This window comes from Nitrosomonas sp. PY1 (genome assembly GCF_022836435.1).
GTDB lineage: Bacteria > Pseudomonadota > Gammaproteobacteria > Burkholderiales > Nitrosomonadaceae > Nitrosomonas.
In genome coordinates this window covers 1,713,953-1,738,408 of record NZ_BQXC01000001.1, presented here as the reverse complement: position 1 = coordinate 1,738,408, position 24,456 = coordinate 1,713,953, and the positions used below count along the sequence as shown (strand labels likewise).

General features: G+C 43.3%; 22 protein-coding genes. 13 read left to right on the top strand and 9 right to left on the bottom strand.

Annotated elements, in window-relative coordinates; genetic code table 11:
* Positions 1 to 9 precede the first annotated feature (9 nt).
* Entirely contained in the window at positions 10 to 1,371 is a 1,362-nt protein-coding gene (locus W03_RS08015; protein WP_244072476.1) for an MFS transporter, read from the top strand.
* Positions 1,372 to 1,821: a single-stranded DNA-binding protein gene (gene ssb, locus W03_RS08010; protein ID WP_244072475.1), complete on the top strand. Its 450-nt coding sequence runs from the start codon at positions 1,372 to 1,374 to the stop codon at positions 1,819 to 1,821.
* 29 nt (positions 1,822 to 1,850) lie between these two features.
* Here the strand turns inward: ssb and W03_RS08005 are convergent, their stop codons facing one another.
* Positions 1,851 to 2,060, bottom strand: coding sequence for a hypothetical protein (locus W03_RS08005; RefSeq protein WP_244072474.1), 210 nt, complete (start codon positions 2,058 to 2,060; stop codon positions 1,851 to 1,853).
* 278 nt (positions 2,061 to 2,338) lie between these two features.
* On the opposite strand from W03_RS08005, the gene W03_RS08000 reads away from it, so the two are divergent.
* Positions 2,339 to 3,064 carry a hypothetical protein gene (locus W03_RS08000; RefSeq protein WP_244072473.1) on the top strand — a complete coding sequence of 242 codons (726 nt, stop codon included), beginning with the start codon at positions 2,339 to 2,341 and terminating at the stop codon, positions 3,062 to 3,064.
* A gap of 71 nt (positions 3,065 to 3,135) precedes the next feature.
* Positions 3,136 to 4,674, top strand: coding sequence for a murein biosynthesis integral membrane protein MurJ (murJ, locus tag W03_RS07995; protein WP_244072472.1), 1,539 nt, complete (start codon positions 3,136 to 3,138; stop codon positions 4,672 to 4,674).
* 38 nt (positions 4,675 to 4,712) lie between these two features.
* Here murJ and folE2 read toward each other — a convergent pair whose 3' ends face one another.
* The 4 genes from folE2 to W03_RS07975 form a co-directional block, all read right to left on the bottom strand.
* Positions 4,713 to 5,516 carry a GTP cyclohydrolase FolE2 gene (gene folE2 / locus W03_RS07990; protein ID WP_244072471.1) on the bottom strand — a complete coding sequence of 268 codons (804 nt, stop codon included), beginning with the start codon at positions 5,514 to 5,516 and terminating at the stop codon, positions 4,713 to 4,715.
* A 135-nt stretch (positions 5,517 to 5,651) separates the two neighbouring features.
* The gene (gene dxs, locus W03_RS07985; RefSeq protein WP_244072470.1) at positions 5,652 to 7,511 is read right to left on the bottom strand and encodes a 1-deoxy-D-xylulose-5-phosphate synthase; all 1,860 of its coding nucleotides are present in this window, start codon (positions 7,509 to 7,511) and stop codon (positions 5,652 to 5,654) included.
* 32 nt (positions 7,512 to 7,543) lie between these two features.
* The gene (locus W03_RS07980) at positions 7,544 to 8,437 is read right to left on the bottom strand and encodes a polyprenyl synthetase family protein (protein WP_244072469.1); all 894 of its coding nucleotides are present in this window, start codon (positions 8,435 to 8,437) and stop codon (positions 7,544 to 7,546) included.
* Positions 8,427 to 8,693 (bottom strand): exodeoxyribonuclease VII small subunit, encoded by a 267-nt coding sequence (locus W03_RS07975; protein WP_244072468.1) that lies wholly within the window; start codon positions 8,691 to 8,693, stop codon positions 8,427 to 8,429. The genes W03_RS07980 and W03_RS07975 overlap by 11 nt, the downstream gene beginning before the upstream one ends.
* A 347-nt stretch (positions 8,694 to 9,040) precedes the next feature.
* Between W03_RS07975 and W03_RS07970 the strand changes: the two genes are divergently transcribed.
* The 9 genes from W03_RS07970 to W03_RS07930 all read left to right on the top strand — a co-directional run bounded on the left by W03_RS07970 (position 9,041) and on the right by W03_RS07930 (position 17,788).
* Positions 9,041 to 9,517: a hypothetical protein gene (locus tag W03_RS07970; protein WP_244072467.1), complete on the top strand. Its 477-nt coding sequence runs from the start codon at positions 9,041 to 9,043 to the stop codon at positions 9,515 to 9,517.
* 50 nt (positions 9,518 to 9,567) lie between these two features.
* The gene (locus tag W03_RS07965; protein ID WP_244072466.1) at positions 9,568 to 10,719 is read left to right on the top strand and encodes an N-acetyltransferase; all 1,152 of its coding nucleotides are present in this window, start codon (positions 9,568 to 9,570) and stop codon (positions 10,717 to 10,719) included.
* Positions 10,716 to 11,537 (top strand): nucleotidyltransferase family protein, encoded by an 822-nt coding sequence (locus W03_RS07960; protein WP_244072465.1) that lies wholly within the window; start codon positions 10,716 to 10,718, stop codon positions 11,535 to 11,537. The genes W03_RS07965 and W03_RS07960 overlap by 4 nt, the downstream gene beginning before the upstream one ends.
* Positions 11,538 to 11,567: 30 nt before the next feature.
* A complete protein-coding gene (lptF, locus tag W03_RS07955) occupies positions 11,568 to 12,647 on the top strand; it encodes an LPS export ABC transporter permease LptF (RefSeq protein ID WP_244072464.1) in 1,080 nt (359 codons plus the stop codon).
* The gene (lptG, locus tag W03_RS07950; RefSeq protein ID WP_244072463.1) at positions 12,644 to 13,705 is read left to right on the top strand and encodes an LPS export ABC transporter permease LptG; all 1,062 of its coding nucleotides are present in this window, start codon (positions 12,644 to 12,646) and stop codon (positions 13,703 to 13,705) included. The genes lptF and lptG overlap by 4 nt, the downstream gene beginning before the upstream one ends.
* A gap of 107 nt (positions 13,706 to 13,812) precedes the next feature.
* Positions 13,813 to 15,051 (top strand): CDP-alcohol phosphatidyltransferase family protein, encoded by a 1,239-nt coding sequence (locus W03_RS07945; protein ID WP_244072462.1) that lies wholly within the window; start codon positions 13,813 to 13,815, stop codon positions 15,049 to 15,051.
* 20 nt (positions 15,052 to 15,071) lie between these two features.
* On the top strand, positions 15,072 to 16,079 hold the full coding sequence (locus W03_RS07940; protein WP_244072461.1) for an acylglycerol kinase family protein: 1,008 nt from the start codon (positions 15,072 to 15,074) through the stop codon (positions 16,077 to 16,079).
* 5 nt (positions 16,080 to 16,084) lie between these two features.
* On the top strand, positions 16,085 to 17,062 hold the full coding sequence (locus W03_RS07935; protein ID WP_244072460.1) for a hypothetical protein: 978 nt from the start codon (positions 16,085 to 16,087) through the stop codon (positions 17,060 to 17,062).
* A 78-nt stretch (positions 17,063 to 17,140) separates the two neighbouring features.
* Positions 17,141 to 17,788, top strand: coding sequence for a DUF2959 domain-containing protein (locus W03_RS07930; protein ID WP_244072459.1), 648 nt, complete (start codon positions 17,141 to 17,143; stop codon positions 17,786 to 17,788).
* Positions 17,789 to 17,938: 150 nt separating this feature from the next.
* Here W03_RS07930 and W03_RS07925 read toward each other — a convergent pair whose 3' ends face one another.
* The 4 genes from W03_RS07925 to W03_RS07910 all read right to left on the bottom strand — a co-directional run bounded on the left by W03_RS07925 (position 17,939) and on the right by W03_RS07910 (position 24,152).
* On the bottom strand, positions 17,939 to 18,805 hold the full coding sequence (locus tag W03_RS07925) for a lipase family protein (RefSeq protein ID WP_244072458.1): 867 nt from the start codon (positions 18,803 to 18,805) through the stop codon (positions 17,939 to 17,941).
* Positions 18,806 to 19,212: 407 nt separating this feature from the next.
* Positions 19,213 to 20,742, bottom strand: coding sequence for a glucose-6-phosphate dehydrogenase (gene zwf, locus W03_RS07920; RefSeq protein WP_279600026.1), 1,530 nt, complete (start codon positions 20,740 to 20,742; stop codon positions 19,213 to 19,215).
* Entirely contained in the window at positions 20,714 to 21,622 is a 909-nt protein-coding gene (gene gnd / locus W03_RS07915) for a phosphogluconate dehydrogenase (NAD(+)-dependent, decarboxylating) (RefSeq protein ID WP_244072456.1), read from the bottom strand. Before gnd ends, zwf begins: the two co-directional genes overlap by 29 nt.
* 730 nt (positions 21,623 to 22,352) lie before the next feature.
* The gene (locus W03_RS07910) at positions 22,353 to 24,152 is read right to left on the bottom strand and encodes a chloride channel protein (protein WP_244072455.1); all 1,800 of its coding nucleotides are present in this window, start codon (positions 24,150 to 24,152) and stop codon (positions 22,353 to 22,355) included.
* Positions 24,153 to 24,456: the final 304 nt, after the last annotated feature.

The following is a 24,456-nucleotide window of genomic DNA, read 5'->3' as shown; positions in this document are numbered from 1 at the left end:
TCTGAAAAAATGTCCCCATTAGAATTGCGCGCAGCCATTGGTTTGGCAGGGGTATATGGGTTGCGTATGTTTGGGTTGTTTATTATTTTGCCGGTATTTGCTTTTTATGCTGAAGATTTGCCTGGTGGAGATAATTACACACTGGTTGGTGTTGCCTTAGGTGCGTATGGTTTAACACAGGCAATATTACAAATTCCGTTTGGTTGGCTATCCGATCGAATTGGGCGAAAACCGGTCATTTATTTTGGCCTAATTTTATTCGCGATAGGTAGCTTGGTTGCGGCGATTGCTGTAGATATCTATTGGGTGATTATAGGCCGTGTTATCCAAGGTGCCGGAGCGATATCAGCTGCTGTGATGGCACTTGCCGCTGATCTAACGCGAGAAGAGCATCGTACCAAAGCAATGGCGACGATAGGCATGACTATTGGTATGGTCTTTGCAATTTCGTTGACGATAGCGCCAACCTTGAATCAATGGATCGGGGTACCGGGGATTTTTATTTTGACCGGAGTTCTGGCTGTTTTGGCAATGCTGGTGGTAAAGCAAATAATCCCTGATCCACAAATAAGCCGCTTTCATTCGGACACAGAAGTTGCTGCAACTCGCTTTCGAGATGTGTTACGCGACAGGCAATTATTACGCCTAAATTATGGCATTTTTGCATTGCACGCAACGTTGATGGCGCTTTGGTTGGTTGTGCCTCTGACTTTGCGTGACGCGGGTATGGGAGCGAATGATCATTGGCAAATATATTTGCCTGTGCTGCTTCTTTCAGTTGCTTGCATTATTCCCGCCATCATTTACGCAGAAAAAAAATCCAAGTTAAAACAGGTGTTTATTGTGGCTATTGCTACTTTATTATTAGGGCAAATCTTATTAGCAATTACTACAGATTCGATTACAGCTACTGCAATTGCTTTGTGGGTATTTTTTTCCGCATTCAATTTGCTAGAAGCGAGCCTTCCATCGCTAATTTCTAAAATTGCACCCGTTGGAGCAAAAGGTACAGCGATCGGTATTTATAGTAGTACACAGTTTCTTGGTGCTTTTACAGGAGCTTCTGTTGGGGGATACTTATTTGGCAACTTTGGCAGTCAATCGCTTTATGGTTTCTGTGGATTGCTGCTGATCGTGTGGTTAATATTGGCCATCACAATGAAAGCACCGGCTGCGGTTCGTTCTAAAATGTATTCCGTGCAAGCTATGGATTTGGGGCAGTCTCAGGAGTTATCACGCAGGCTCGCGGAATTGCCAGGTGTCTACGAAGCTTTGGTAATAGTTAATGAAGAAGTAGCTTATCTTAAAGTGGATGTGCAAGGTTTTGATGAAACCAGCGTCATTAAATTACTTGAGGAAGGAGTCAAATAAATGGCATCGATTAACAAAGTGATACTGATCGGAAATTTAGGGAAAGATCCAGAAACACGGTATATGTCAAGTGGCGAAGCAGTCACGAATATTACGCTCGCGACTACCGATACGTGGAAAGACAAGAATGGCGAGAAGCAAGAGAAAACTGAATGGCATCGAGTGACATTTTATCGAAAATTGGCCGAGATTGCCGGAGAGTATTTAAAAAAAGGCCGTTCGGTCTATGTTGAAGGTCGATTGGAAACACGTAAATGGACAGATAAAAATGGAATCGAGCGCTATACAACGGACATTATTGCAACGGATATGAAAATGCTAGGAAGTCGAACGGGAAGCGGTAGTTTTGAAGCACCTGTCGATCATGAAGAAAATGCTCAAGATCTAAACACAGGTGCTTCCAAAAGAGTCGGTGGTTTTGACGATATGGATGATGATATACCTTTTTGAGTTTTAGATAATAGCTCTTGAGTTTTCTATTATCGTTTGTCTGGTATTTGAACGATACCGATACTGAGATTCGCTCTGGAGCTCATTGATTTTTGCTGGCGTGAGGGTAATGAAAATTCGATACTTTCAATATTTCCACCAATTTCCCTAGCCATATTTCTAAAATCTACCGTCAGCATTTCTTTAGGAACGATAAAAGTTTGTTTAAAACCTGATTTAAAGTTTACAAGGATTTTCATTATTCTCTTCCAAGCAAGTTTAACTGATTAATGGTTGGGTAACGTTGTTGTGGAGCGATTATTCCTAGATTTTAACGACTTGAATTCGCCAAACTTTAATTAGATAAATCGATTTTTAATTGATTTATTTTGGGAGTCACGTATCGCTTCTTACCTATATAAGACAGTGTTTGGCTATTCTAGGGATTTGCTGTGTTATTTTTTCTGCCGGTTATCTCTGATAAACTCTGCGATTAACGAAAATATTGTGACAAGGTAATTAAGAAGGGGAGTTTTGTATGTTTGATAGGTCCAACCAAATTGTTTTTTATCTCAATAGCTGCATAGTACTTTTTGGGGTGCTGGTGGCGCTGTTTACGCCATATGTAGTGATGGGGTTGCTATTTGTTTTAAGCGCATCAGTTTTAATTTATGATCAATTTGAACAAAATAAGTCGACACATACGATTGATCGTTTAAATAAAGTGTTAACCGTGCACGATACGGGTGGCAACAAAGCAACAGTAAGGCAAATCCAAAGGACAAGAGCTTGTTATGTTGGCAGTACTGAATACTGGTTTAGAATTATTCGTGCTATCGGAAGTATTAACAACATTCGGGTGAATGATCGCGATCCTGTCGCGAAAATAAATACTGATGATGGCTATCAAGTTTGTACAAGGTTTCCGGCGGAGATTAAAGTAACGGATGGCTGTGATCTGGTTTTATCTTATCAGTGCGAGGGAGCTTATACACACCCCGAAGGAATTTTCTCGCATGTGGTGGATAGCGATACGCGACAATTGAGTCTGGTTGTGGATTTGCCCAAAGGACGCGCAGTTTCTTCGGCAAGATTGTATTGTAAAAAAAATGGCATTGAGGCAACACTGGTAACACCGGTCGTTACTGGACAAACAAGAATAGAAGCGGATATTGAGAATCCTGAGGTAGGTACTGAATATTGCTTACATTGGAAATGGGAGAGAGAAAGTTTGATTCAGAAACTGAGACGTTTTTTTACATAGTAAGTCACAATTTTTAATCCCAAATAATTGATACTGTTTTTCATGCTTCATAATTGCGTATTGCATAAACTTTGAATCTACTCAAAGCCTTGGCTGCGGTTAGCAGCATGACCTTTATATCGCGTATTCTCGGTTTTGCACGTGATATGATCATTGCACGAATTTTTGGTGCAGGTATGGCAACCGATGCTTTTTTTGTTGCCTTTCGTATCCCCAATTTGTTGCGGCGATTATTTGCTGAAGGGGCATTCTCACAGGCTTTCGTTCCTATTTTGGCGGAGTATAAAAATACGCGTTCTGCCGAGGAAACACGTGATTTAATCGATCACACTGCCACGCTTTTGGCTGTTACATTGTTTGTAATTATGCTGATTGGTATTATTTCGGCACCTTTAATTATCTATGTCAGCGCTCCGGGTTTTTTAAATAACCCCGATAAATTTGCTTTAACGGTTGATTTGCTGCGCATCACATTTCCATATATTTTTTTCATTTCATTGGTTGCTTTAGCCGGAGGTATCTTAAATACCTATGGGAATTTTAGTATTCCGGCGATTACGCCCGCTTTTTTGAATCTGTCTTTTATTGCTTGCTCGCTATGGCTTGTCCCATATGTAGAAATGCCTGTTTTAGTGTTGGCGTGGGCGGTTTTTATCGGCGGAGTACTGCAGCTGATTTTCCAGGTACCTTTTTTGATGCGCCTCAAATTATTACCACGGATTCGTTTTAATGTTAGAGAAAGTGGTGCTTGGCGGGTGATTAAATTGATGGGACCTGCAGTTTTTGGGGTATCGGTAAGTCAAATTAGTTTGTTGATCAATACTATTTTTGCTTCATTGTTGGTTACTGGGAGTGTATCTTGGCTTTATTATGCAGATCGATTAATGGAATTTCCTGCCGGACTGTTGGGGGTGGCATTGGGTACGATTTTGTTGCCTTCGCTTGCACGACATCATAGCGGCAACAGTGCTGATGAATTCTCACGTTTGTTGGATTGGGGATTACGCATGACCATAATGCTAACTTTCCCTGCTGCGTTGGCCTTGGGATTATTATCGACGCCGTTGATTGCAACGCTTTTCCATCACGGTGCTTTTACTGATCACGATGTGTGGATGACGCGTGAAGCATTGATTGCTTACAGCGTTGGGTTAATTGGATTGATTCTTGTAAAAGTTCTGGCACCAGGGTTTTATGCTCGTCAGAATATTAAAACACCGGTAAAAATCGGCATCATTACACTCGTTGCCACTCAATTAATGAATCTGGCATTCATAATTCCTTTTAAACATACTGGATTGGCGCTGGCAATAGGGTTGGGTGCGTGCTTAAATGCCGGCTTATTGTATTATCAATTGCGCAGTCAAAATATCTATCGACCACAGCCGGGATGGGCTATGTATTTTATTAAAATATTAGTAGCACTGGCGGTTATGGGAAGCGTTCTGTGGTTTACAGTTGGTGATCACGCCGGTTGGTTAGCCAATTCCACTTTGGAGCGTGTGGTAAAGCTGAGTTGGATTGTTTGTTTGGGCGCGGCAAGTTACTTTGCTGCACTGTGGGTTTTGGGATTTCGCTTAAAGGATTTTGCCAAACAACAAGCACTATAGCTTAAACGAAATCTCAGGCTTATATATTTATAAAGCTATTAATGGTGTTTTTTGTTTTTTTCGATCAACGCATAAGCCGAGTGATTATGTATGGATTCAAAGTTTTCCGATTCCACCACATAGGCATCAATACGATTGTCGCGATTTAACGTATCGGCAATGTCTCTGACGATATCTTCGACAAACTTCGGGTTGTCATAAGCGCGTTCAGTGACATACTTCTCATCAGGGCGTTTAAGCAAGCCATATAGTTCACAAGAAGCGTTATTTTCTGCGACTCTGATCATATCTTCAATCCAAACGAAGCTATTTGTACGCACCGAGATTGATACGTGTGAGCGCTGATTATGTGCGCCATAACTGGAGATCTCTTTAGAACAAGGGCATAGGCTGGTTACGGGTATAATGACTTTCATGGTGAAAATATATTCATTCTTAACAATCTCGCCAATAAAGGTCACTTCATAATCGAGTAAACTTTTGACCTGAGAGATAGGAGCTGATTTGTTGATGAAATAAGGGAAGCTCATTTCAATATGCCCAGAATCAGTTTCCAATTTCTCTACCATTTCACGCAGAATAGATTCAAAGGATTCTACCGAGATCTCGCGTTCTCGGCTGTTTAGAATCTCGACAAAACGAGACATATGCGTTCCTTTGAAGTTGTGTGGCAAGTTAACATACATGTTGAGAATAGCTATGGTATGTTGAATTCCCCCGTCTTTGTCTGCAACAATAACCGGATGACGTATCGCTTTAATGCCCACTCGGTCAATCGCTATATGACGGGTATCTGGAGTGCTTTGTACATCTGCAATTGGCAGGTCTATTTGTTTATTCACGTTATTTTTCTCCTTCTGATCAAGGCATTCTATTTTTTAATAGTATATTGTCTGAAAAATGGTTTGTGGTACTTGCCGATGTTCGAATATGTTTTTTAACGACCTACTAATGGCTTCGCACGTACTACAGCAAACTTACAATAATGACTCATTCGATAGCATTGAGTTCACTGAGTCGATAATGCCATCTTTGTCTAAGCCACAATTAGCAAGCATTTGCGCATGGTCTCCTTGATCGATAAACGTATCAGGTAAACCTAATTGAAGCATTTTAGTGTAGATTTTCTGTTTATAGAGCGATTCCGAGACCGCGCTGCCGGCACCACCCATGATGGTGTTTTCTTCTACAGTTACTAGCAAACTATGATTGGCTGCAAGTGAGGCGACTAATTCATCATCTAACGGTTTGATGAAACGCATATTGACAACAGTAGCATTCAATTCTTCTGCGGCAGCAAGACAAGGAGTCAGCATGCTGCCAAAAGACAATAAAGCAACCTTTTCTCCCTGGCGGCGAATTTCGCCACGTCCGATCGGCAGCATGCGCATTTCTTTTTGAGTCGGTACACCGCTACCACTGCCTCTTGGATATCTAACTGCCGTGGGCGTATCGGTCTTAAAAGCGGTATACAACATTTGACGACATTCATCTTCATCGGCGGGAGCCATTACGGTCATATTAGGTATGCAACGTAAATAGGTCAAGTCAAAACTTCCGGCATGTGTAGGGCCATCGGCACCAACGAGCCCCGCACGGTCAATGGCAAAAACAACAGGTAGATTTTGAATTGCGACATCGTGAATTAATTGATCGTAAGCGCGCTGTAGGAAAGTTGAATAAATAGCTACAACAGGCTTTAGTCCTTCACATGCAGCACCTGCTGCAAAAGTAACGGCATGTTGTTCGGCGATACCGACATCAAAATAGCGCGTCGGATATTCCTGTGAAAAGCGAACTAATCCGGAGCCTTCTCGCATGGCGGGAGTAATACCAATTAAGCGAGAATCTTGTGCTGCCATATCGCATAACCAATCTCCAAAAACTTGTGTGTAAGTTGGTTTTGCAATGGTTTTGCTGGGAGTGATTCCTTTTTTGGTATCAAATTTTCCGACACCATGATACAGAATTGGATCGTCTTCGGCCTGTTTATAGCCAGCACCTTTGCGGGTAACGACGTGTAGAAACTGCGGTCCATCGAGCTGTTTGATATTGTTTAATGTTTTAATTAAAACATTCAGGTCATGACCATCAATTGGTCCGATATAGTTAAATCCGAATTCTTCAAACAAGGTACTTGGTGTAACCATTCCTTTAACATGCTCTTCAGCACGTTTTGCTAGCTCAAGCATCGGTGGCATGACGCCCAATACTTTTTCACCGGCGCGCCGTGCTGTTGCGTAAAATTGCCCGGACATTAATTTGGCCAGATAGTTATTTAACGCTCCGACAGGCCGAGAGATCGACATGTCATTGTCATTGAGAATCACCAGTAAATTGGCATCCATTACACCCGCATTATTCAGTGCTTCAAACGCCATGCCAGCGCTCATGGCGCCATCGCCAATGACTGCAATGGCACGCTTGCACGTCTGATTCAGCTGTGTCGCTACCGCCATACCTAATGCAGCACTGATAGAGGTACTGGAGTGTGCGGTACCAAAAGCGTCATATTCGCTTTCATCGCGCCGTGGAAAGCCGGCAATGCCTCCATGCATGCGCAGCTTGTTCATGTTTTCCCGTCGCCCTGTTAAGATTTTATGGGCATATGTTTGGTGGCCCACATCCCACACAATTTGATCATGAGGTGTGTTAAAAACATAGTGCATTGCAACGGTGAGTTCAACCGTGCCCAAATTAGAGGATAAGTGTCCACCGGTTTTGGCTACCGATTCAACAAGGAAATTACGTAATTCGTTGGCAAATTGCGGTAATCTCTTTGGGTCCAATTCACGTAACTGTGAAGGTAAATTAATGGTATCGAGCAGTGGATACATTCAGAGTCTAAAAAGTTAAGAAAGAATTGTAATTAGAATTTGCGTTGAATAATAAAGTCAGTCACCTGACATAATCTTAACGCATTATCACCAAAATGATCTAAAGCTTGATAGGCATCATGTTGTAATTTCTGTGCCAATTCTCGTGCTTGGTTAATACCTAGAATACTGACATACGTTGGTTTGTTGTTTTCGGCATCTTTACCGGCAGTTTTTCCAAGTGTAGCGGTCGTGGCTTCGGCGTCAAGCAAATCGTCAACTACTTGAAATGCTAAGCCGATGCATTTGGCAAAATGATCTAATTGTTTTAATTGTGCTTCATTCAGGTGGTTGCTGCAACGTGCACCCAACATCACAGCAGCACGAATCAATGCGCCGGTTTTATGAATGTGCATAAATTCCAGTTCTGGCAAACTCAATGTTTTACCGACACTATCAAGATCGAACGCTTGGCCACCAGCCATGCCGCGTGATCCAGAAGCTCGAGCCAGCTGAGCAATCATCTCTAACTGTATCTCAGGTGTGTCGGATAGCTTTTTTTCTGCAAGTAATTCAAAAGCGAGGGTTTGTAGACTATCGCCCGTTAGTAGTGCGGTTGCTTCGTCAAACTCCACATGGCAAGTTGGTTTGCCACGCCGCAAAACATCATTATCCATGCAAGGCAAATCGTCATGCACCAACGAATATACATGAATGAGCTCAACAGCAGCGGCTGCAATGGTTACACGGGCTTTATCGGCTTGCACTAATTCACCCGCAGCAAAAGCGAGCAAAGGGCGTACTCGCTTGCCGCCACCTAGAACAGAGTAGCGCATGGCTTTATGTAAACGGATAGGAATGCAATCAATGGCAGGAAGCCTGGATGCAAGAAAAACTTCAATATGTGCCTGACAATCACTGGCCCAGTTCTGAAAATCAGCGGTCATCAAGATCGTTTGTGTTTGTAGTATTAAAAGTTTTTAACATGTCACCTTCAAGTATTTTAACTTGTTGTTGCGCACCTTGAAGTTTTTTTTGGCAGTATTGTAGTAGCTCGGCTCCACGTTGATAAGCCACGAGGGATGCTTCCAGAGACATTTGCCCGGCTTCCATATCAGCTACAATTTTTTCCAATTCTTCCGAAGCTGCTTCGAAACTTTCAGGTTCTGTGTTAGCAGTAGTGTTTTTGGAAGGTTTGGCCATAAGAATTAAATGCAGCAAAAAAACAAAAAATATCAACAGGTAGTTTTGATTGTGAAAAAGGAAACAAAAATAGCGCAATTGACTATACTAGGTCAATGCAAATTTGCTGCTGTGATGCAATTATTTCAGTTCGCTGTAAAATAAAAGGATTGACGCAAAATTTACTCTCAATAATCCTACAAGGAATATTGAGTAGGTCAGTGCGTCAGCGCTTTACTTGGCTATAATGACTATCTGTTGATACATCAGTTTCACTGTGGCAAGATAACAAATTACCAATCAAAGCTCATCTGAATAGGAATGGGTATTGATCTCGCTATTCAAACTAATCTAGGAATGAAATAACCTTGAACGAGAATATCAGTCAGATAACCAAATATATCGAAATGGTGCCGTTTTGGGCGATTGCTTTATTTACTTTTGCGATCATGGGAGGGATTCTTATCGAAATCATTAATCGCAAGCGGCGTTCCTATGCGATTGAGAATTTTCGTAATACGATTGAGACAGAGTTTGCGGCTTTATATCCGAAGCACAAAGTTTGGCCTAAGAACATTCAGGAATTTTTTGCAGTACGCATGCCTGAGTTACAACATAATTTTGAAGTGTTGCGATTATTTATTCGCCAAGATCGTTTGCTTCAGTACAATACCGACTGGAATAATTTTCGAGATTTTTGTCGCAATATTACCGATGAACAATGCGAAGCCAATGCTTATAGGCCCAAAGTAATGACCGGCGATCAACAAGAGGTGCCTGCAAAAGACCCTAAAGAAGTTTTTCATAAACTGGTGGATGACCTACTTAAATATACTCATATGTAAGTGGATTAGTTTAAAACACTTACAGTTCGCTTTGACTCTTTTTCATCGCAATGGCTAAACAGTTGGCAGCTAGTAATTCACCGGTAATCGTTCGTCCCGCAATGACCTACCATGATGTGGGTAAGTTTATAAACGTACCTTGGCGTATTTATGCGGATGATCCCATGTGGGTTCCGCCGCTCAGGCTTGAGCGGCGCTTTCATTTATCACATTTCAATCCTTATTCCAAACATGGTGATTGGCAGCTCTGGGTTGCCTATCGAGATGGACAGCCAGTTGGGCGTATCAGCGCGCAGGTGGATAAACTTCATCGCGAGCGTTACGGTTTTGACGCCGGCCATTTTGGTTTTATGGAATGTATTGATGATGCGCAAGTTTTTGCATCGCTGATGCTGCATGCAGAAGCTTGGTTAGCTGCACGGGGTATTCGGTATGTTACTGGGCCATTTAATTTTTCGATCAATCAAGAGATTGGAATTTTGGTGGATGGATTCGATACGCCACCCATGATTATGATGACTCATTCAGCACCTTGGTATGGGCGGTTGTTGGAAGGACAGGGATATGTTCCGGCAAAGGATATGCTGGCGTATAAAATCAATGTCGATTTTGAATTTCCAGCCGTGATGAAGGCGGTCATACATCGATTTTCGTCAAAAATTAAACTGCGTACTTTACAGCGCAATAGGTTGACTGAGGAAATGGAAATTCTCAGAGGTATTTTCAATGATGCCTGGCGTGAAAACTGGGGATTTATACCTTTTACTGAAGAAGAATTTGCCGAGCTGGGCAGTACCTTGAAGTGGCTGTTACCAGATGAATTTATTCAAATTGCTGAAGTGGATGGTGTGCCAGCAGCTTTTATGGTGGGCTTACCCAATTTAAACGAAGTATTGCCTGAACTGAACGGTAATTTATTTCCATTTGGTTGGATGAAAATTATTAAGCGGATCAAAAATAATCAGATCCGTAGCGGCCGTATTCCGTTGATGGGAGTACGCAAGGAATTCCAGAATACGCCCTTAGGCTTGGCGCTAGCATGCTTGATCATTGATGCGCCACGTCACGCTGGACTGGCCCGCGGGATAGATGAAGTCGAATTATCTTGGATATTGGAAGATAACTTACCCATGCGGCATATTCTCAAAAGTATTGGTAGTAAAGAATACAAGCGCTATCGTATTTATCAAAAAAACTTGTGAGTACAAAGAATCACAATACGGATAAGCGATTTGCTGCCATAGTATTAGCCGCAGACCGCACTGGAAAAGACCCGGTTACGCAATTTACCGGTGCTGCGTGTAAGGCTTTTGCAGAGGTAGGGGGTATCCCTATGATTATTCGCGTATTGGATGCGCTGCAGGCTTGCCAGCAAATTACTTCAATCATTCTGTGCGGCCCACCAGAAACACTGCATAATCATTGCCCTGAATTGCAACGGCGAATTGACTCTGGACAGGTGACATGGATTCCTAATCTGGATTCACCCAGTCGCAGTGCGAATAGCGCATTGCAGCAAATACCGGCGGACACTTCTGTATTAATCACCACTGCGGATCATGCTTTGTTAACATCGGCGATTGTGCAGCAATTTCTGCAGCAATCGAGTGTGATCGCCGGGGATGCTACTGTCGGTATCGTGAAACAAGAGCGCATTGCTGCAGTTTCTCCCGATGCCAAACGGACAGTGATACGATTGCACGATGGAGGGTTTTGTGGCTGCAATTTGTTTACCGTTACGCCTCGAGGGCGTGCTCTCGTGAATTTCTGGCGCCAAGCTGAAGATTTACGCAAAAAGCCATGGAAATTGATTGCTCGCGTACTCGGTTTTAGAACCGTGATTGCCTACCTACTAGGGACATTGACATTGCAGCAAGGCCTGGCCGCAGTGTCAGAAAAATCGGGTGTTGCGATACGCGCGATTGAATTGGATGATCCTTGTGCGGGAATTGATGTAGATAAAGTGGCAGATCTGCAGTTGGTGGAATTGCTATTAAAAAGTAAAAAAATGAATGCTTAGGGTGCAGGAATAAGCTGGAATTGTTAATAGATGAAGCTGATCGACCGTTATATCGCACGTGAAATTTTGCTACCTTTTGCGGTAGTCATATTGATTCTGACCGGATTATTTGCCAGTTTCAGCAGTGCAAGACTGCTTGCTGGTGCGGTGACTGAATCACTTGGTATTTTTGCACTCTTCAAGCTGGTGTTTCTTAAGACGCTAATCTCGTTAGAAGTACTAATTGCAATTGCTTTATATATTTCTGTCATCATCGGACTTGGCAGGTTGAATAAAGACCATGAGTTGACAGTGCTTCGTTCAGTTGGAATCAGTACAACTCGTATCGTATGGGTGGTTTTGACCGTTGCTATACCCATAGGGATTATCAGCGGTATTTTGTCCTCTTATATTCGTCCCTGGGCATACGCAGAAAGCTATATTCTTGATGCGCAAGCCGAAGCGGAATTAAATACTAATCGTTTCCAGGCCGGGCGTTTTCACGGTAGTGAGCGTTCCGGCCGGGTGATTTATGTGCAAGAAAAAAATGATTCGATCAAGCAGATGCAGCACATTTTTCACTATGTGAAGAATCCGCATAACAGCGAAATAGTCATCGCTAAGCAGGCTTTCCAAGTTCAGCCGTTATCATCCGAGGAAAAACCTTATATCCAATTGTCTGATGGCATCATTTATAAGATTAGTAACGATGCCAGCGTGGATGATGCAATAGAATTTGAAAACATGACCTATTATATTAATACCGATTATGTACTCAATTACCGTCGTAAAGCTGCACCTACACGAACACTATGGGAATCGGACGAGCCGCGTGACATTGCTGAATTTCAATGGCGTATTTCCCGACCGTTAGCAACGATTCTGCTGGCGTTGCTTGCGGTAACTTTTATTCGCATTTCGCCGCGACGGGATAAGACGGATCGAACCTATTTAATTGCCGCGCTATTGTTTGCGGCTTATTATAATTTGAGTGGATTGGCAAAAAACTGGGTGGAGAATGGTGTAGTAGGAACTTTTCCAGGGATGTGGTGGTTAGATGTGTCGGTGTTGATTGGACTCAGCTTATATGCGTTTTTCTTGAAATATCAGTGGTTCGGGAAGCAGGCATGATACTTTACCGCTATGTGATTATTCAAGTGCTATGGGGTTTTCTGATCGCCACAGCAATTTTGTTGCCGCTATTTGGTTTCTTTGATCTACTCGATCAGTTGGATGATGCCGGTAAAGGTACGTACCGTACGAAAGATGCTTTTTTATACACGACGATGCTGATGCCGCGAAGATTCATCCAGATCGCGCCGTTTGTCGCGCTATTGGGTACGGTCATTGCACTAGGAAGGTTGGCGGTGCACTCGGAACTTATCGCAATGCGTGTGGCTGGCCTTTCACCGCAGCGAATTAGCTTGGCATCGCTCAGTGCGGGAGCGTTGTTGTTATTGAGCGTTGTTGTATTGGAGCAATTTGTTGCGCCGCAATTGCAACAAAAGGCGATTACCTATCGTGCATTGGCGCTAAATTTAAGTGCCGAATTGGGAAGAAATTTGGGTATTTGGGCGCGTAATGAGCATAATATTATTCGTATCGGTCAAATGCTGCACTCGAGGCAGGCTGTTGGTGTTGAGATTCTGCAATTTTCTTTGGAAGGCCGTTTGGCTTCACATATTTTGGCGGAGTCTGCGCAAATTATTGATGACGATCTTTGGGAATTGCATGATGTTATTACGCGAACATTCACAAGCAACGGAATTTCTGCGGCACATTTGAATTCACTCAATTGGCGTTCTTTTTTGCGTCCTGATGATATTCGCACGCTAACCAAGCCACCGGAGAGTCTTTCACCCATTGAGCTTGCACAGCATACTGAATTTTTGCGTGCTACCGGACAAGATTTTGATTCTTATCGATTGGCACTATGGCGTAAACTTGGAAGCGTATTGATGACCGTAGCGATGGTGTTATTGTCGATTCCGTTCGTTTTTGGCTCTATCCGCACCGGTTTAAGTAATAAGCTAGTTTTTGCTGCTTTGATCGGTGTAGCGGTTTATTTGCTGGATCAAATCATTGCCAACGCAGGGTTGATATTGAATCTCAATCCGATATTTGTAGCGCTTGCGCCCAGTATTACTATAATTCTGATTGCGAACCTGTGGTTACGCAAAGTCTTTTGATGTGGCTAGTAATGATTGGCTTCTGTTAGTATGTATATTTCCTATCCAATGAGTACTAATCTTTGATAGTTTTTTCATTTCATTTGTAAATCAGGTATAGATCAAGTATGCCAACAACTACTTATATTTATCTTTTTGGTGACGGCGAGCCAAAAATTTGGGGATTGACCGGACAGGAGCGTTTGCGTCGCATGCTCAGCACGCAGACAAATGTTACTTTTGTAGACAGTGTCGACAAGATACCTTCTGGTGCAGCGACGTTGTTTCTCAATGCTAATTTTTTATTTGACGGACGTGTACTTAATGCATTGTTGGGGTTAGACAAGAAGGTCGCATTGTATAGTGTGGATGGATGTCCAGCTGCAATACGTACCGATGGGGATTATGCGCAGCAGTTGCTAAGGAATTTAGATAAAGATAAGGATCATAATTATAAATTTGCTTTGTTGACTATTCCGAGGATTGGTTTGGATGATCTGCAAATTGACTTTCAGCAAAACTTGAAGAAAAAGGATCCACCGTACATTTTGCCGATCAATGAAGCGAATCGGACACTACTGGAGCGAGAGCTGTTTTCAGGTTCTTATAAAGGTGTTACAGACTTCATTACCAAGTGGTTGTGGCCGGAACCGGCATTTTGGGTAACGCATTACTGTGTACGTAAAGGTTGGTCGCCGAATCACGTGACTTATTTGAGCATCATTTTGGCGGTCACCGCTGGGCTGGCGTTTTGGGGCGGTTTTTATGGTATTGGTTTGTTGATGGCATGGATCATGACTTTCCTTGATACCGTGGATGGTAAGCTGGCGCGCGTAACTGTCACATCGAGCAGACTTGGTGATGTTCTGGATCATGGTTTGGATATTATCCATCCGCCATTATGGTATTTGGCTTGGGGGGCAGGTTTGATTGGTACAGCCGAGGCAATTCCAGGATTTGAAATACTGATCTTTTTGATGTTTGTCGGTTACATTGGCGGTCGGCTATGCGAAGGAGTTTTCCAGTTTTCTTTAGCGCCATTCGATATTTTTATTTGGCGTAGATTGGATTCATTTAGCCGGTTGATCACTGCGCGCCGCAATCCAAATTTGCTTTTGCTCACATTTTCTTGGTTGATTGGGCAGCCTGCTTTGGGTCTTGCACTAGTAGTGGTGTGGCATTTGATCTCGACGGGCGTTTTGATTTGGCGTTTGATGATTGCTTGGCTAACTAAACATAAAGAGGGTAGTTTGCGATCTTGGTTACAAGATATTGATCCCGCGCATGATCGCGATCAATGGGCGGTAAAAATATTTACGCGTGCCCCATTGGATATAAGAAGCTTGTCAACGAAGTCATTGCACTGAATTATTAATAATTTTACCCAATGCTGTTGCCACAAAGAATTGATCGTTTAAAAACTGGCTCGGCTAAGATCGGTTGCTTGCTGAATCCGAACGGAGGTCGAGCACGAACTAGGTTGTTAGAAATTCGACAGATTTTGCAGCAAATACCCGCTATCGTACTTCGTGAAGGTACCGATGCGGCTTCTTTTAAAATTGCACTCGATGAATTGCTTCAAGTGCAAATTGATTTACTGGTGATTGTAGCGGGGGATGGCACTACGCATGCAATTTTTGCACATTTATTCCAGTATTTTAAATCCTGTGATGACTGGCCCATTTTACTGATTGTGCCCGGTGGTACCACCAACATGACATCTTTTGATTTAGGAATTAAAGGTAAGCCAGATCAGGTGCTACATCGCTTACAGGCTTATCTGGCTAAACCTTTATCTCCTCAGTTGGTGCAACGTGCTGCATTTTGTATCGAACAAGCGGGTATCAATAAATTGTACGGTATGTTTTTTGCGCTGGGTCTGGTGGCGCGCGGGGTAAAGTTTTCAAGGAGTCCGGTTAAACAAGTAGGAATTACAGGGAATAGTTATACTTTTTTGATTATGCTGTATTCTGTAATGAAAGCGCTGTTTGGCATTCTATTGGGACGGCACCACACCGATTGGATGCCGGTAACAATGAAGCTCGTTGAATCTGAACAGCGCATACATCAAGGTGTTTTTTTGTTTGCGCTGATCAGTGCATCGCATCGAATCTTACTGAATATGCGTCCTTATTGGGGGAAGGAGGCATTACCTTTGCATGTTACTTGGGTTAAGCAGCATCCAAGACGGCTTTTGCGTTCACTATGGCCGTTGTTGACAGGTCAGGGGGGGCAGTTGAAAGAGTCGGACGGCTACTTCAGCCGGAATATGCAAACATTATCGCTTTATGTGAAGGATGAGTATGTGGTGGACGGTGAATTATATCGCTCCGACAACCAAAATGAACCTTTGCGGATCTCAGCGACTCCCCCAATTACGTTTCTAGTGATATAGCGACCATGGATACGAATTTCCAAGCAGCAGATCATCGATTGCCGGCCGAATTGATCGATGCAGTCGCGGCACAAAGCAATTTGTCGGTTCCATTGGAACTGGGATCTTTCGTTACAGCTTTAACGACACGCTTTTCGGATTCATTGGATGCAGTGTTGTTGTATGGTTCGTGCTTGCATTCCGATTGCAGCTTGGACGAAGGCATTGTTGATTTGTATGTATTGGTCGATGATTACCGTAAAGCTTACCCCCAGCAAAGATTGCTAGCTCTTTTCAATGGATGGTTGCCGCCAAACGTGTTTTATCTCGAAGTAGCGCATCAAGGAAAAACTTTACGAGCGAAATACGCTGTCATTTCAACGGCTGATTTTGAGCGCGGTGCGCAGTTCTGGTTTCATTCCTATATCTGGGCACGTTTTGCGCAGCCTTCGCGTTTATTATTTGCGCGTGACGATGCGGTTCATCAGCGGATTCATATGGCGATCGCGCACTCGGTTATGACTTTTTTAAAATCAGGAGTGCCTGCGATCGAGGCCGGAGAATTGAATGTAGAAGAAATTTGGACGCGCTGTTTAATGCTGACTTATGCATCCGAGCTACGTGCTGAGAAGGAGACGCGCGCGCGTCATTTAGCGCAAACCAATCTGCCAGTGTTTATTCGCTGGACGCAAGCGGCAAGTCCGATGCTGACGTCATTATTGCTACAACAGCAAGATGGAGTATATCGCTGCCTGACCACGCCTGCAATGCAACGGCAAGCGCATTGGCGTTGGCGTTTGCGCCGCTGGCAGGGGCGGGTCTTGTCTTTGCTACGATTGGGAAAAGCGGTGTTTACGTTTGTCAACGGTGTCGAGTATGCGGTGTGGAAAATCGAGCGGCATACCGGGGTGCGAATTGAGGTTACTCCGATGCTACGCCGTCATCCGATTTTGCTGGGATTGGTTGCGTTGCGGCAATTATTGCGCCGTGGCGTGCTGCGCTGATTGTTGATTCGTGCATGCTGTATTCAATCGAGGATTGTTTCGCGTATACTTTGCGCACATTTTTTCGGAGATCATCTTATGAATTGCTCGTATCGTTTATTGCTGGCTTCTGTCTTTTTGATGCTGAGTGCATGTTCCACGATGTACTTGGAAAGTTTGGAAAAAATCGGGATTCCCAAGCGTGACGTGATGGTGTACCGTGTTGAGAAAGCACGCGATACACAAGAAGAAACTAAAGAGCAATTCAAGTCCGCATTGGAGCAATTTACGGCCGCGACTAATTTCAAAGGCGGCGATTTGGAGGATACCTACAAACGACTCAACGATGCTTATGAAGAAAGCAGCAGCAAAGCGGAAGAAGTCAGGACCAGAATCGCCGATATCGAAAGCGTATCGAATGCGTTGTTTGCTGAGTGGAAAGAGGAAATTACGCAATACAGCAATCAGAGTTTCAAACAAAGCAGCCAGCAAAAACTTACAGCAACACAAGAACATTACCGTCAGTTAATCGCTTCGATGAAACAAGCCGAAGCCAAAATTCATCCAGTACTGAAAGTTTTTCAAGATCAGGTGATGTTTTTAAAACACAACCTGAATGCTCGCGCGATTGCATCGCTGAAAAGTGAATTGGGAAACATTCAATCCGATGTTTCCACGTTGGTTGCGTCGATGGAAAAATCTATCAATGAAGCGAATGCATTTATTAAAACGATGGAAAGCGAATAATTTTTCTAAGGCTGAATTCATTGCTACGAGAAATTAAATACAAAGAGCGTAAGGAACAAGACTAACAATTGCAAAACACCTATTAAATTTCGATCCGCCGAATAATCTAAATCGTTTCGGTTTTTGTAGTAATTTGAAGGATGAAGGAGATTAACCACTTAATTTTTTTAAGTCTTCTTCTCTCTTTACGGCTTTTAAGATATGCGTGATATATTCATGTACGCTGTGATCCGAGAAATGATCGAGGCGAAACCTTCTCAGTCCCCGAAGAAATCCATGCCAGCGGTCAAGTCGTTTCGCAGCATAATTGAGTGTTTTTATCATGCCATTCCGGTTGAGATACATTTCTATACCGGTATGACGGTAGCCCATCCATATCGGTGGAACACGTGTCACGATATCGTTGTTATTTACCCATCGGTAGTGCGTTAGTTTTGCAAAATTAACGTAGCGGTTGTTACCGACACGTGGACTACCATACGTATAGAGTTCTTTCGGGTTGGCGCATTCATTCGAGATACGACATCGATAAGCACATACCGTGGCCATGGCTGCCCCTAATGAGTGTCCCGTGAACCATAAAGTCTTGTTGAGTCCTTTGATATGCTTCTCAATCAGAGGCCATAAATCATCAGCTTCTTGCTTGAAGCCACGGTGTACACGTCCGGCTGTTTCGGCTATTACGGTTGTCACATTGGTATCTGCGTGAATATCGTTCCATTCATTAGGTTCAGTGCCGCGACAGACAATGACACTATCGTGATCGTTCTCAAAAAAATAACCTTGCGCACCATCATAATCAAAGAAAATGCTAGTGGGAAAGCCCATGAGATTAACAGCACGTTCGGCCTCAACAGGATCGTTATACGCGATCATGGATAATTCCGCGAATAGCAAGGATTTTTGAAGTAGGGATAGGTCTGAAATGGGTTGATTGATATGCGAATGAAGAATTAAAGGTACTTCATCGGGATCGCTAACAATTTGTTGTTTAAGTGAAGATTCGCTTTCTAGCATGTTGTATTTAATGAAAATTTCGATCTTGTGTGTTGAGGTTTTGGTAGATTGTTGATCAGATGTTTTTGCATTAAATCTATATGTAATCGAGTTTTTAATGCCAGTTTGTAAAATTCAATTTATTCAGTTGAATTTTATCAAAAGATAACACGGCCGATCATGAGAAAGATTCGAATCAAATTTATTAAATTGCCAATATCAATTAATCCCGTTATCTGATAAAACCGTGATAAACCATATTGTGTTAACTTGTGATTTCCCGTGGTCTTGCCACGAGGTTGTTTATTAGTTTTTCTAAATCTGGGAGTTTTCTATTCAAGAAATCTATTAGGGTCAATAAGTAATCTATCCTAATAGATTTTACACAAAGCAATGTATATTCCTATTCATTGAATCAGCAGATCGTTTCAAGACGTATTGCGCCAATCTTGATTTTGGCTGTTGAAGAACCACTGATTAGCGTCTTCAGGCCCCCAGCTTCCTGCGGGATAGGTGGGAATCGCAATAGCGGTAGCTTTTTTCTGCCAATGTTTCAGAATCGGTTCGATGACTTGCCAAGCCATTTCGACTTCATCAAAACGGATGAACAATGAACGATCGCCTTCGATGACATCGAGTAGTAGTGTTTCATAAGCATCTAAGCCTTGTTCATTATTTTTCAGGAAATTGGCATCCATTTGCGTTATACGTGTTTCCATGCCAAGGCCGGGTTGTTTGGCGTGAATTTCGATCTTCATTGATTTTTCTGGTTGAATAGAAAATAGCATCCAATTCGGTGCAATTGCTTGTGAAAGCGTTTCACGAAAAAGTTGTTGCGGCGGAAGCTTAAAACGAATGGCAATCATGGAGGATTGCTGTGTTAATCGTTTGCCCGTACGTAAATAAAAAGGTACGTCACTCCATCGCCAGTTATCAATATAGAATTTTACGGCTGCAAAAGTTTCGGTAATGGAATCCTTCTTAACATTCTTTTCCTGTAGATAACCAACAGCTTGCTCTCCATCCATATTGCCTTGTGTATATTGACCTCGCACTGAGTATTCGTCGATTTGGTTGCTATGAATCGGTCGAATGGTGCGAAGCACTTTAACTTTTTCATCGCGTAATTCATCAGCATCGAGTGAACAGGGGGGTTCCATTGCGACTACAGCTAACAGTTGAAGCAGGTGATTTTGCACCATATCGCGCAGCGCACCTACTTGATCGTAATAGTCCGCGCGATTCCCAACACCAGTCGATTCTGCCACCGTGATTTCTACATGATCAATATAGTTTCGATTCCATAGTGATTCAATTAACGTATTGGCAAAACGAAATACAAACAAATTTTGCACCATTTCTTTTCCGAGAAAATGATCGATACGATAAATTTGTTCTTCATTAAACGATTGATGCAGCAATTGATTGAGTGCGCGAGCAGAATTTAGATCTCGTCCGAAAGGCTTTTCCACTACGATGCGACTTGTGCCGCAAGGTTTGTTAAGTCCAGCCAGTTCCAGATTTTTAATCACAGTCGAAAAAACTGTAGGTTTGATGGCTAGATAAAATACTGTTTGTGTGCATGGTGATTCGCATTGTGAGTTATCGGCCAGTTGTCGATAAGCTGCCAAATCATCAAAATTGCCTTGCTGGTAACGGAAACGCTTGAGAAATCGTTTTAGAATAGCTTTGTGTTGCTGCGAGCTGATTTTATCTTTCAGTGAATCGCAGACATGTGCTTTCCATTGATCCAGTGACCATTCGCGCCGGGCAAAAGCAGTGATGGCCATATTCTTTGCTATACGTCCACAGCTTTCCAAATGAAACAAAGCTGGCAAAAGCTTGGTGGCTGTCAAATGACCTGTAGCTCCGAAAATAATAAACGAACATGGTTGTGGTTCGGAGGGTTTTTCCCTTATGGAAGCGATATTAATTCTCCTTGATGGCGTGTCCGCCAAAACTTTGGCGCATTTTTGCTAGAATCTTTGCTGCGTAATCGTTTTTACCCTGCGATGCAAAACGCATTGCCAATGCCAAAGACATTACCGGGGTGGGAATTCCTTGTTCGACAGATGCGAGTGCGGTCCATCGACCTTCTCCAGAATCGCTGACAAAAGGTTGAATGGTATCCAAGGATTGGTCATTGGCCAGAAACTCAGCCGACAAATCGAGTAACCAAGAGCGTACTACGCTGCCATGACGCCATAACTCTGCAATTGCCCCTAAGTCGAGAGCAAATTCAGATTTGTTTTTCATCATGGCGAATCCTTCGGCGAAAGCCTGCATCATGCCGTATTCAATGCCGTTGTGAATCATTTTCACATAATGCCCAGAACCGACGGGGCCAGTATGTAACCATCCTGTGGATGGGGTGGGTGCAAGCGCTTGCAAATAAGGCTGCAAGCGTTCAGCCACAATTTCCGACCCTCCTAGCATGATGCAGTAGCCGTTTTCCAGTCCCCAAATGCCTCCTGATACACCAGCATCGGAGAATTCAATATTGAAATCACTACATCGCTGCGCTCGACGGATATCATCTTTGTAGTGCGCATTTGCGCCATCGACCAACAAATCACCTGGTGATAGCATCGGCAGCAAGGTTTCTAATGCGGTCTCAGTAGCATCACCGGCAGGAAGCATTAGCCATATGATTCTAGGTATTTCGAGTGCTTTCACGAATGCGGCATAATCCACACATGCTATGTGCCCGGTTTCTGCGGCCAAAGTTTCTGCTATGCTGAGCGTCCGGTTCATTAGCGCAATTCTGATGTTTTTTTGGGACAAGCGACGTGCCATGTTTCCACCCATTCGCCCGAGTCCTACAATGCCAAAATTCATAAGTTCAAATCACCACATTAAGGTTTAAAATTATGCAAGGATATTTTAAAATACACTTGCTGGGATAAGAAATCTAATTTTTAAGTATTTCCCAGAAGTTTTCCATTGAGGCATTAATCATAGCCGTCACTTTTACGGTTCATGGAAGCGATCATGCCAAATTGATCGTGCAGATACCTTTCTAAATGTCAGAAAGTGCAATTTGAGTGCTATTAATATAATTATCTTTAAGGTAATCTTAATGAGAGTAATATTTGTTTGGGAATCGTGAATCTCACAAAAATGGTCATTAAATAATAAGAGACAAATATTAAATGGTGAAGAATCTGGTAACAGCTATATCGTTTTTAATTATAACCTCAGGATGTGCTACGGCTTACGAAAAAACCAGGAACGATGTTTTGTCCAGAGAAGACCTCTCTCCAGAGATAAGAAGAACAATCATGAATAAAGACATCATGGTTGGCATGACAAAAGATCAAGTTTTGGCTTCTTGGGGAAAGCCATGTGGCTGGTGTTATGGTACGCGTCAGAGTTCCACCGGAGATATTTGGGAGTACAACAAATTTGGATCTTCTTACATTGGATCTTATCTTGGAGTCAGATCCAATACATATTTGTATTTCGATACCCGCGACATATTACGCTACTGGGTGAAGTAATGGGGTGTGCTCAAGCAACATTATCAGGCAAGAAACCTGTAATGTTGAACGGTTGAGAAGAGTTTTATTCAAGAGGATGAGGCAATAACCGTGTTGGCAATTGCACGTTTAGTAACGATACCGCGAATATCCTCCACGCGTGGTACGCCATCACCAGTAACTACAATGGCCGCTTCTTTGTTGTGCCACTTCATGCGAAAAAACAATCGACCCAGTAGATCATTTTCTTGCACCAATAGTACATCTAGATCAGCCAATTCATCCACCATCAAATTCGGATCTGTAAGCGGTTTAGGCCACAGACTCGAACGTGGCGGCACTAAACCAACAATGTGACTATTACGGGAAACCACCACTGGCGGCATAACACTGGTACAATTCGCGTGGTTCTGCAGTATGTCGATCAACCGCGAACCAGCTTCAACGACAAGAAACTCTGTTTCCATAATATTTTTCGTCTGCTCGACCAGAAACAGGTTGGCATGACGATCTTGTGGAATTTGGTGACCACGATGACGCAACTTGATTGTATAGACCGTATCGGATATCAATGCTTGGCGCACACCAGAGGCAATTGCCACCGTCAAAATGCACGGTACCATAATGGAATAATCGAGCGTCATTTCAAAAATCATCACAATGGCAGTCATGACGCCTCCCGTTCCGGCGCCAACCATGGCCGCCATACCAATCATGGCAGCAACCGTTGGATTTGCTGCATCTGGCGAAAACATGTTGGCTACAACGCCAATTGCACCGCCAAGCGCCGCTCCCATGAACAGCAATGGTGAAAATACTCCACCCGATGCACCGCAACCTAGACTGATCGATGTTGCCGCCAATTTGGCAATAAACAACAGCAATAACAGTTGTACGCCGATCATATGTCCATCCAATACGCTTTGGATCATGCCATAGCCGACGCCATTGATATAAGGATGACCGGTTGCCAAGGTAAAACCATACATCATCAAGCCAATCACCGACATACCTAGCACCACCTGCACATAGGCTCCACCCGGCAGAGTTGGAAAAAAGTCTTCCATATATGCCAAGCCTTTGACAAAAGCCCAGGCGGCAATACCACAAACGCCACCTAGAGCGGCAATTACGCCGATGTCCCAGATCGTTACACCACTGATTGCCGCATGAGTAAGGTCTGGTACCACAAAGGCCGGTGCAACACCGAATATTAATCGCCCTACATAGGTTGCTGCTCCGCAGGCCAGTACCACCGGGAGAAACGTTCTATTGGAAATTTCCGGTAAAAGAATTTCCACCGCAAACAATACGCCGCCTAGCGGTGTATTGAATGTTGCGGCAATACCGGCCCCTGCGCCAGCGGACAATAGCGTGATTTTCTGCGTAGTTGTCAGGCCGAGCATACGTGAAAAGGCCGAACCGAGTGCGGCACCAATCTGAATAATTGGCCCCTCGCGGCCGACGGCCGCACCCGTGCCAATGGAAAAAGCCGAGGCCAGTGATTTGATTACCGCTACCGCACCGCGAATATTCCCGCCCTTGTAGAAGATTGCATCCATCACTTCAGGTACACCATGACCTTTGGCTTCAGGTGCGAAGTTACGCACCAACCAGACGGCCACAATGCCACCGATGATTGGCGATAAAATGATCCATGGCCCCCATGGACTAACTGGATCAAGCAGGTTGGCATCATAATCGAAAGAAAATCGACCTAAATAAAATATATTGTAAATCAGAGCAATCAATGCTCGAAAAATGCCAGCACCGAGGCCCGTAAGAATACCGATTCCAATTGCCAACAACGACATTACCAACATGGAACGATTGCCATTGTCTGCTTCATCTTCTTCAACTTCTTCAACTCGATGCTTGCGCTTAATCATAAAAAATATTGTGCTTACCTTTTGCTTGATGTCGAAAATGGAAAAAATGGTATTTCTATCAATCTGCTAAGAGTTACTCAACACGCCACATGCATTGTATTGCGACGATAGCATCTCGTATCGAATCTATTTTTTGCACTGTATTTTATTACCACAGTACCACAGAGGATCAATCTGACAATAAATTGACATAATTCGTCGGTCAATTAGGCCGGTCGTGGGCATAGAAACGAAAGTACCCGGTTGGTGTACTATGGGGGCACAAGCTATTTTATTGAAGGCAGGCGAGGCTAACGAAGAGATT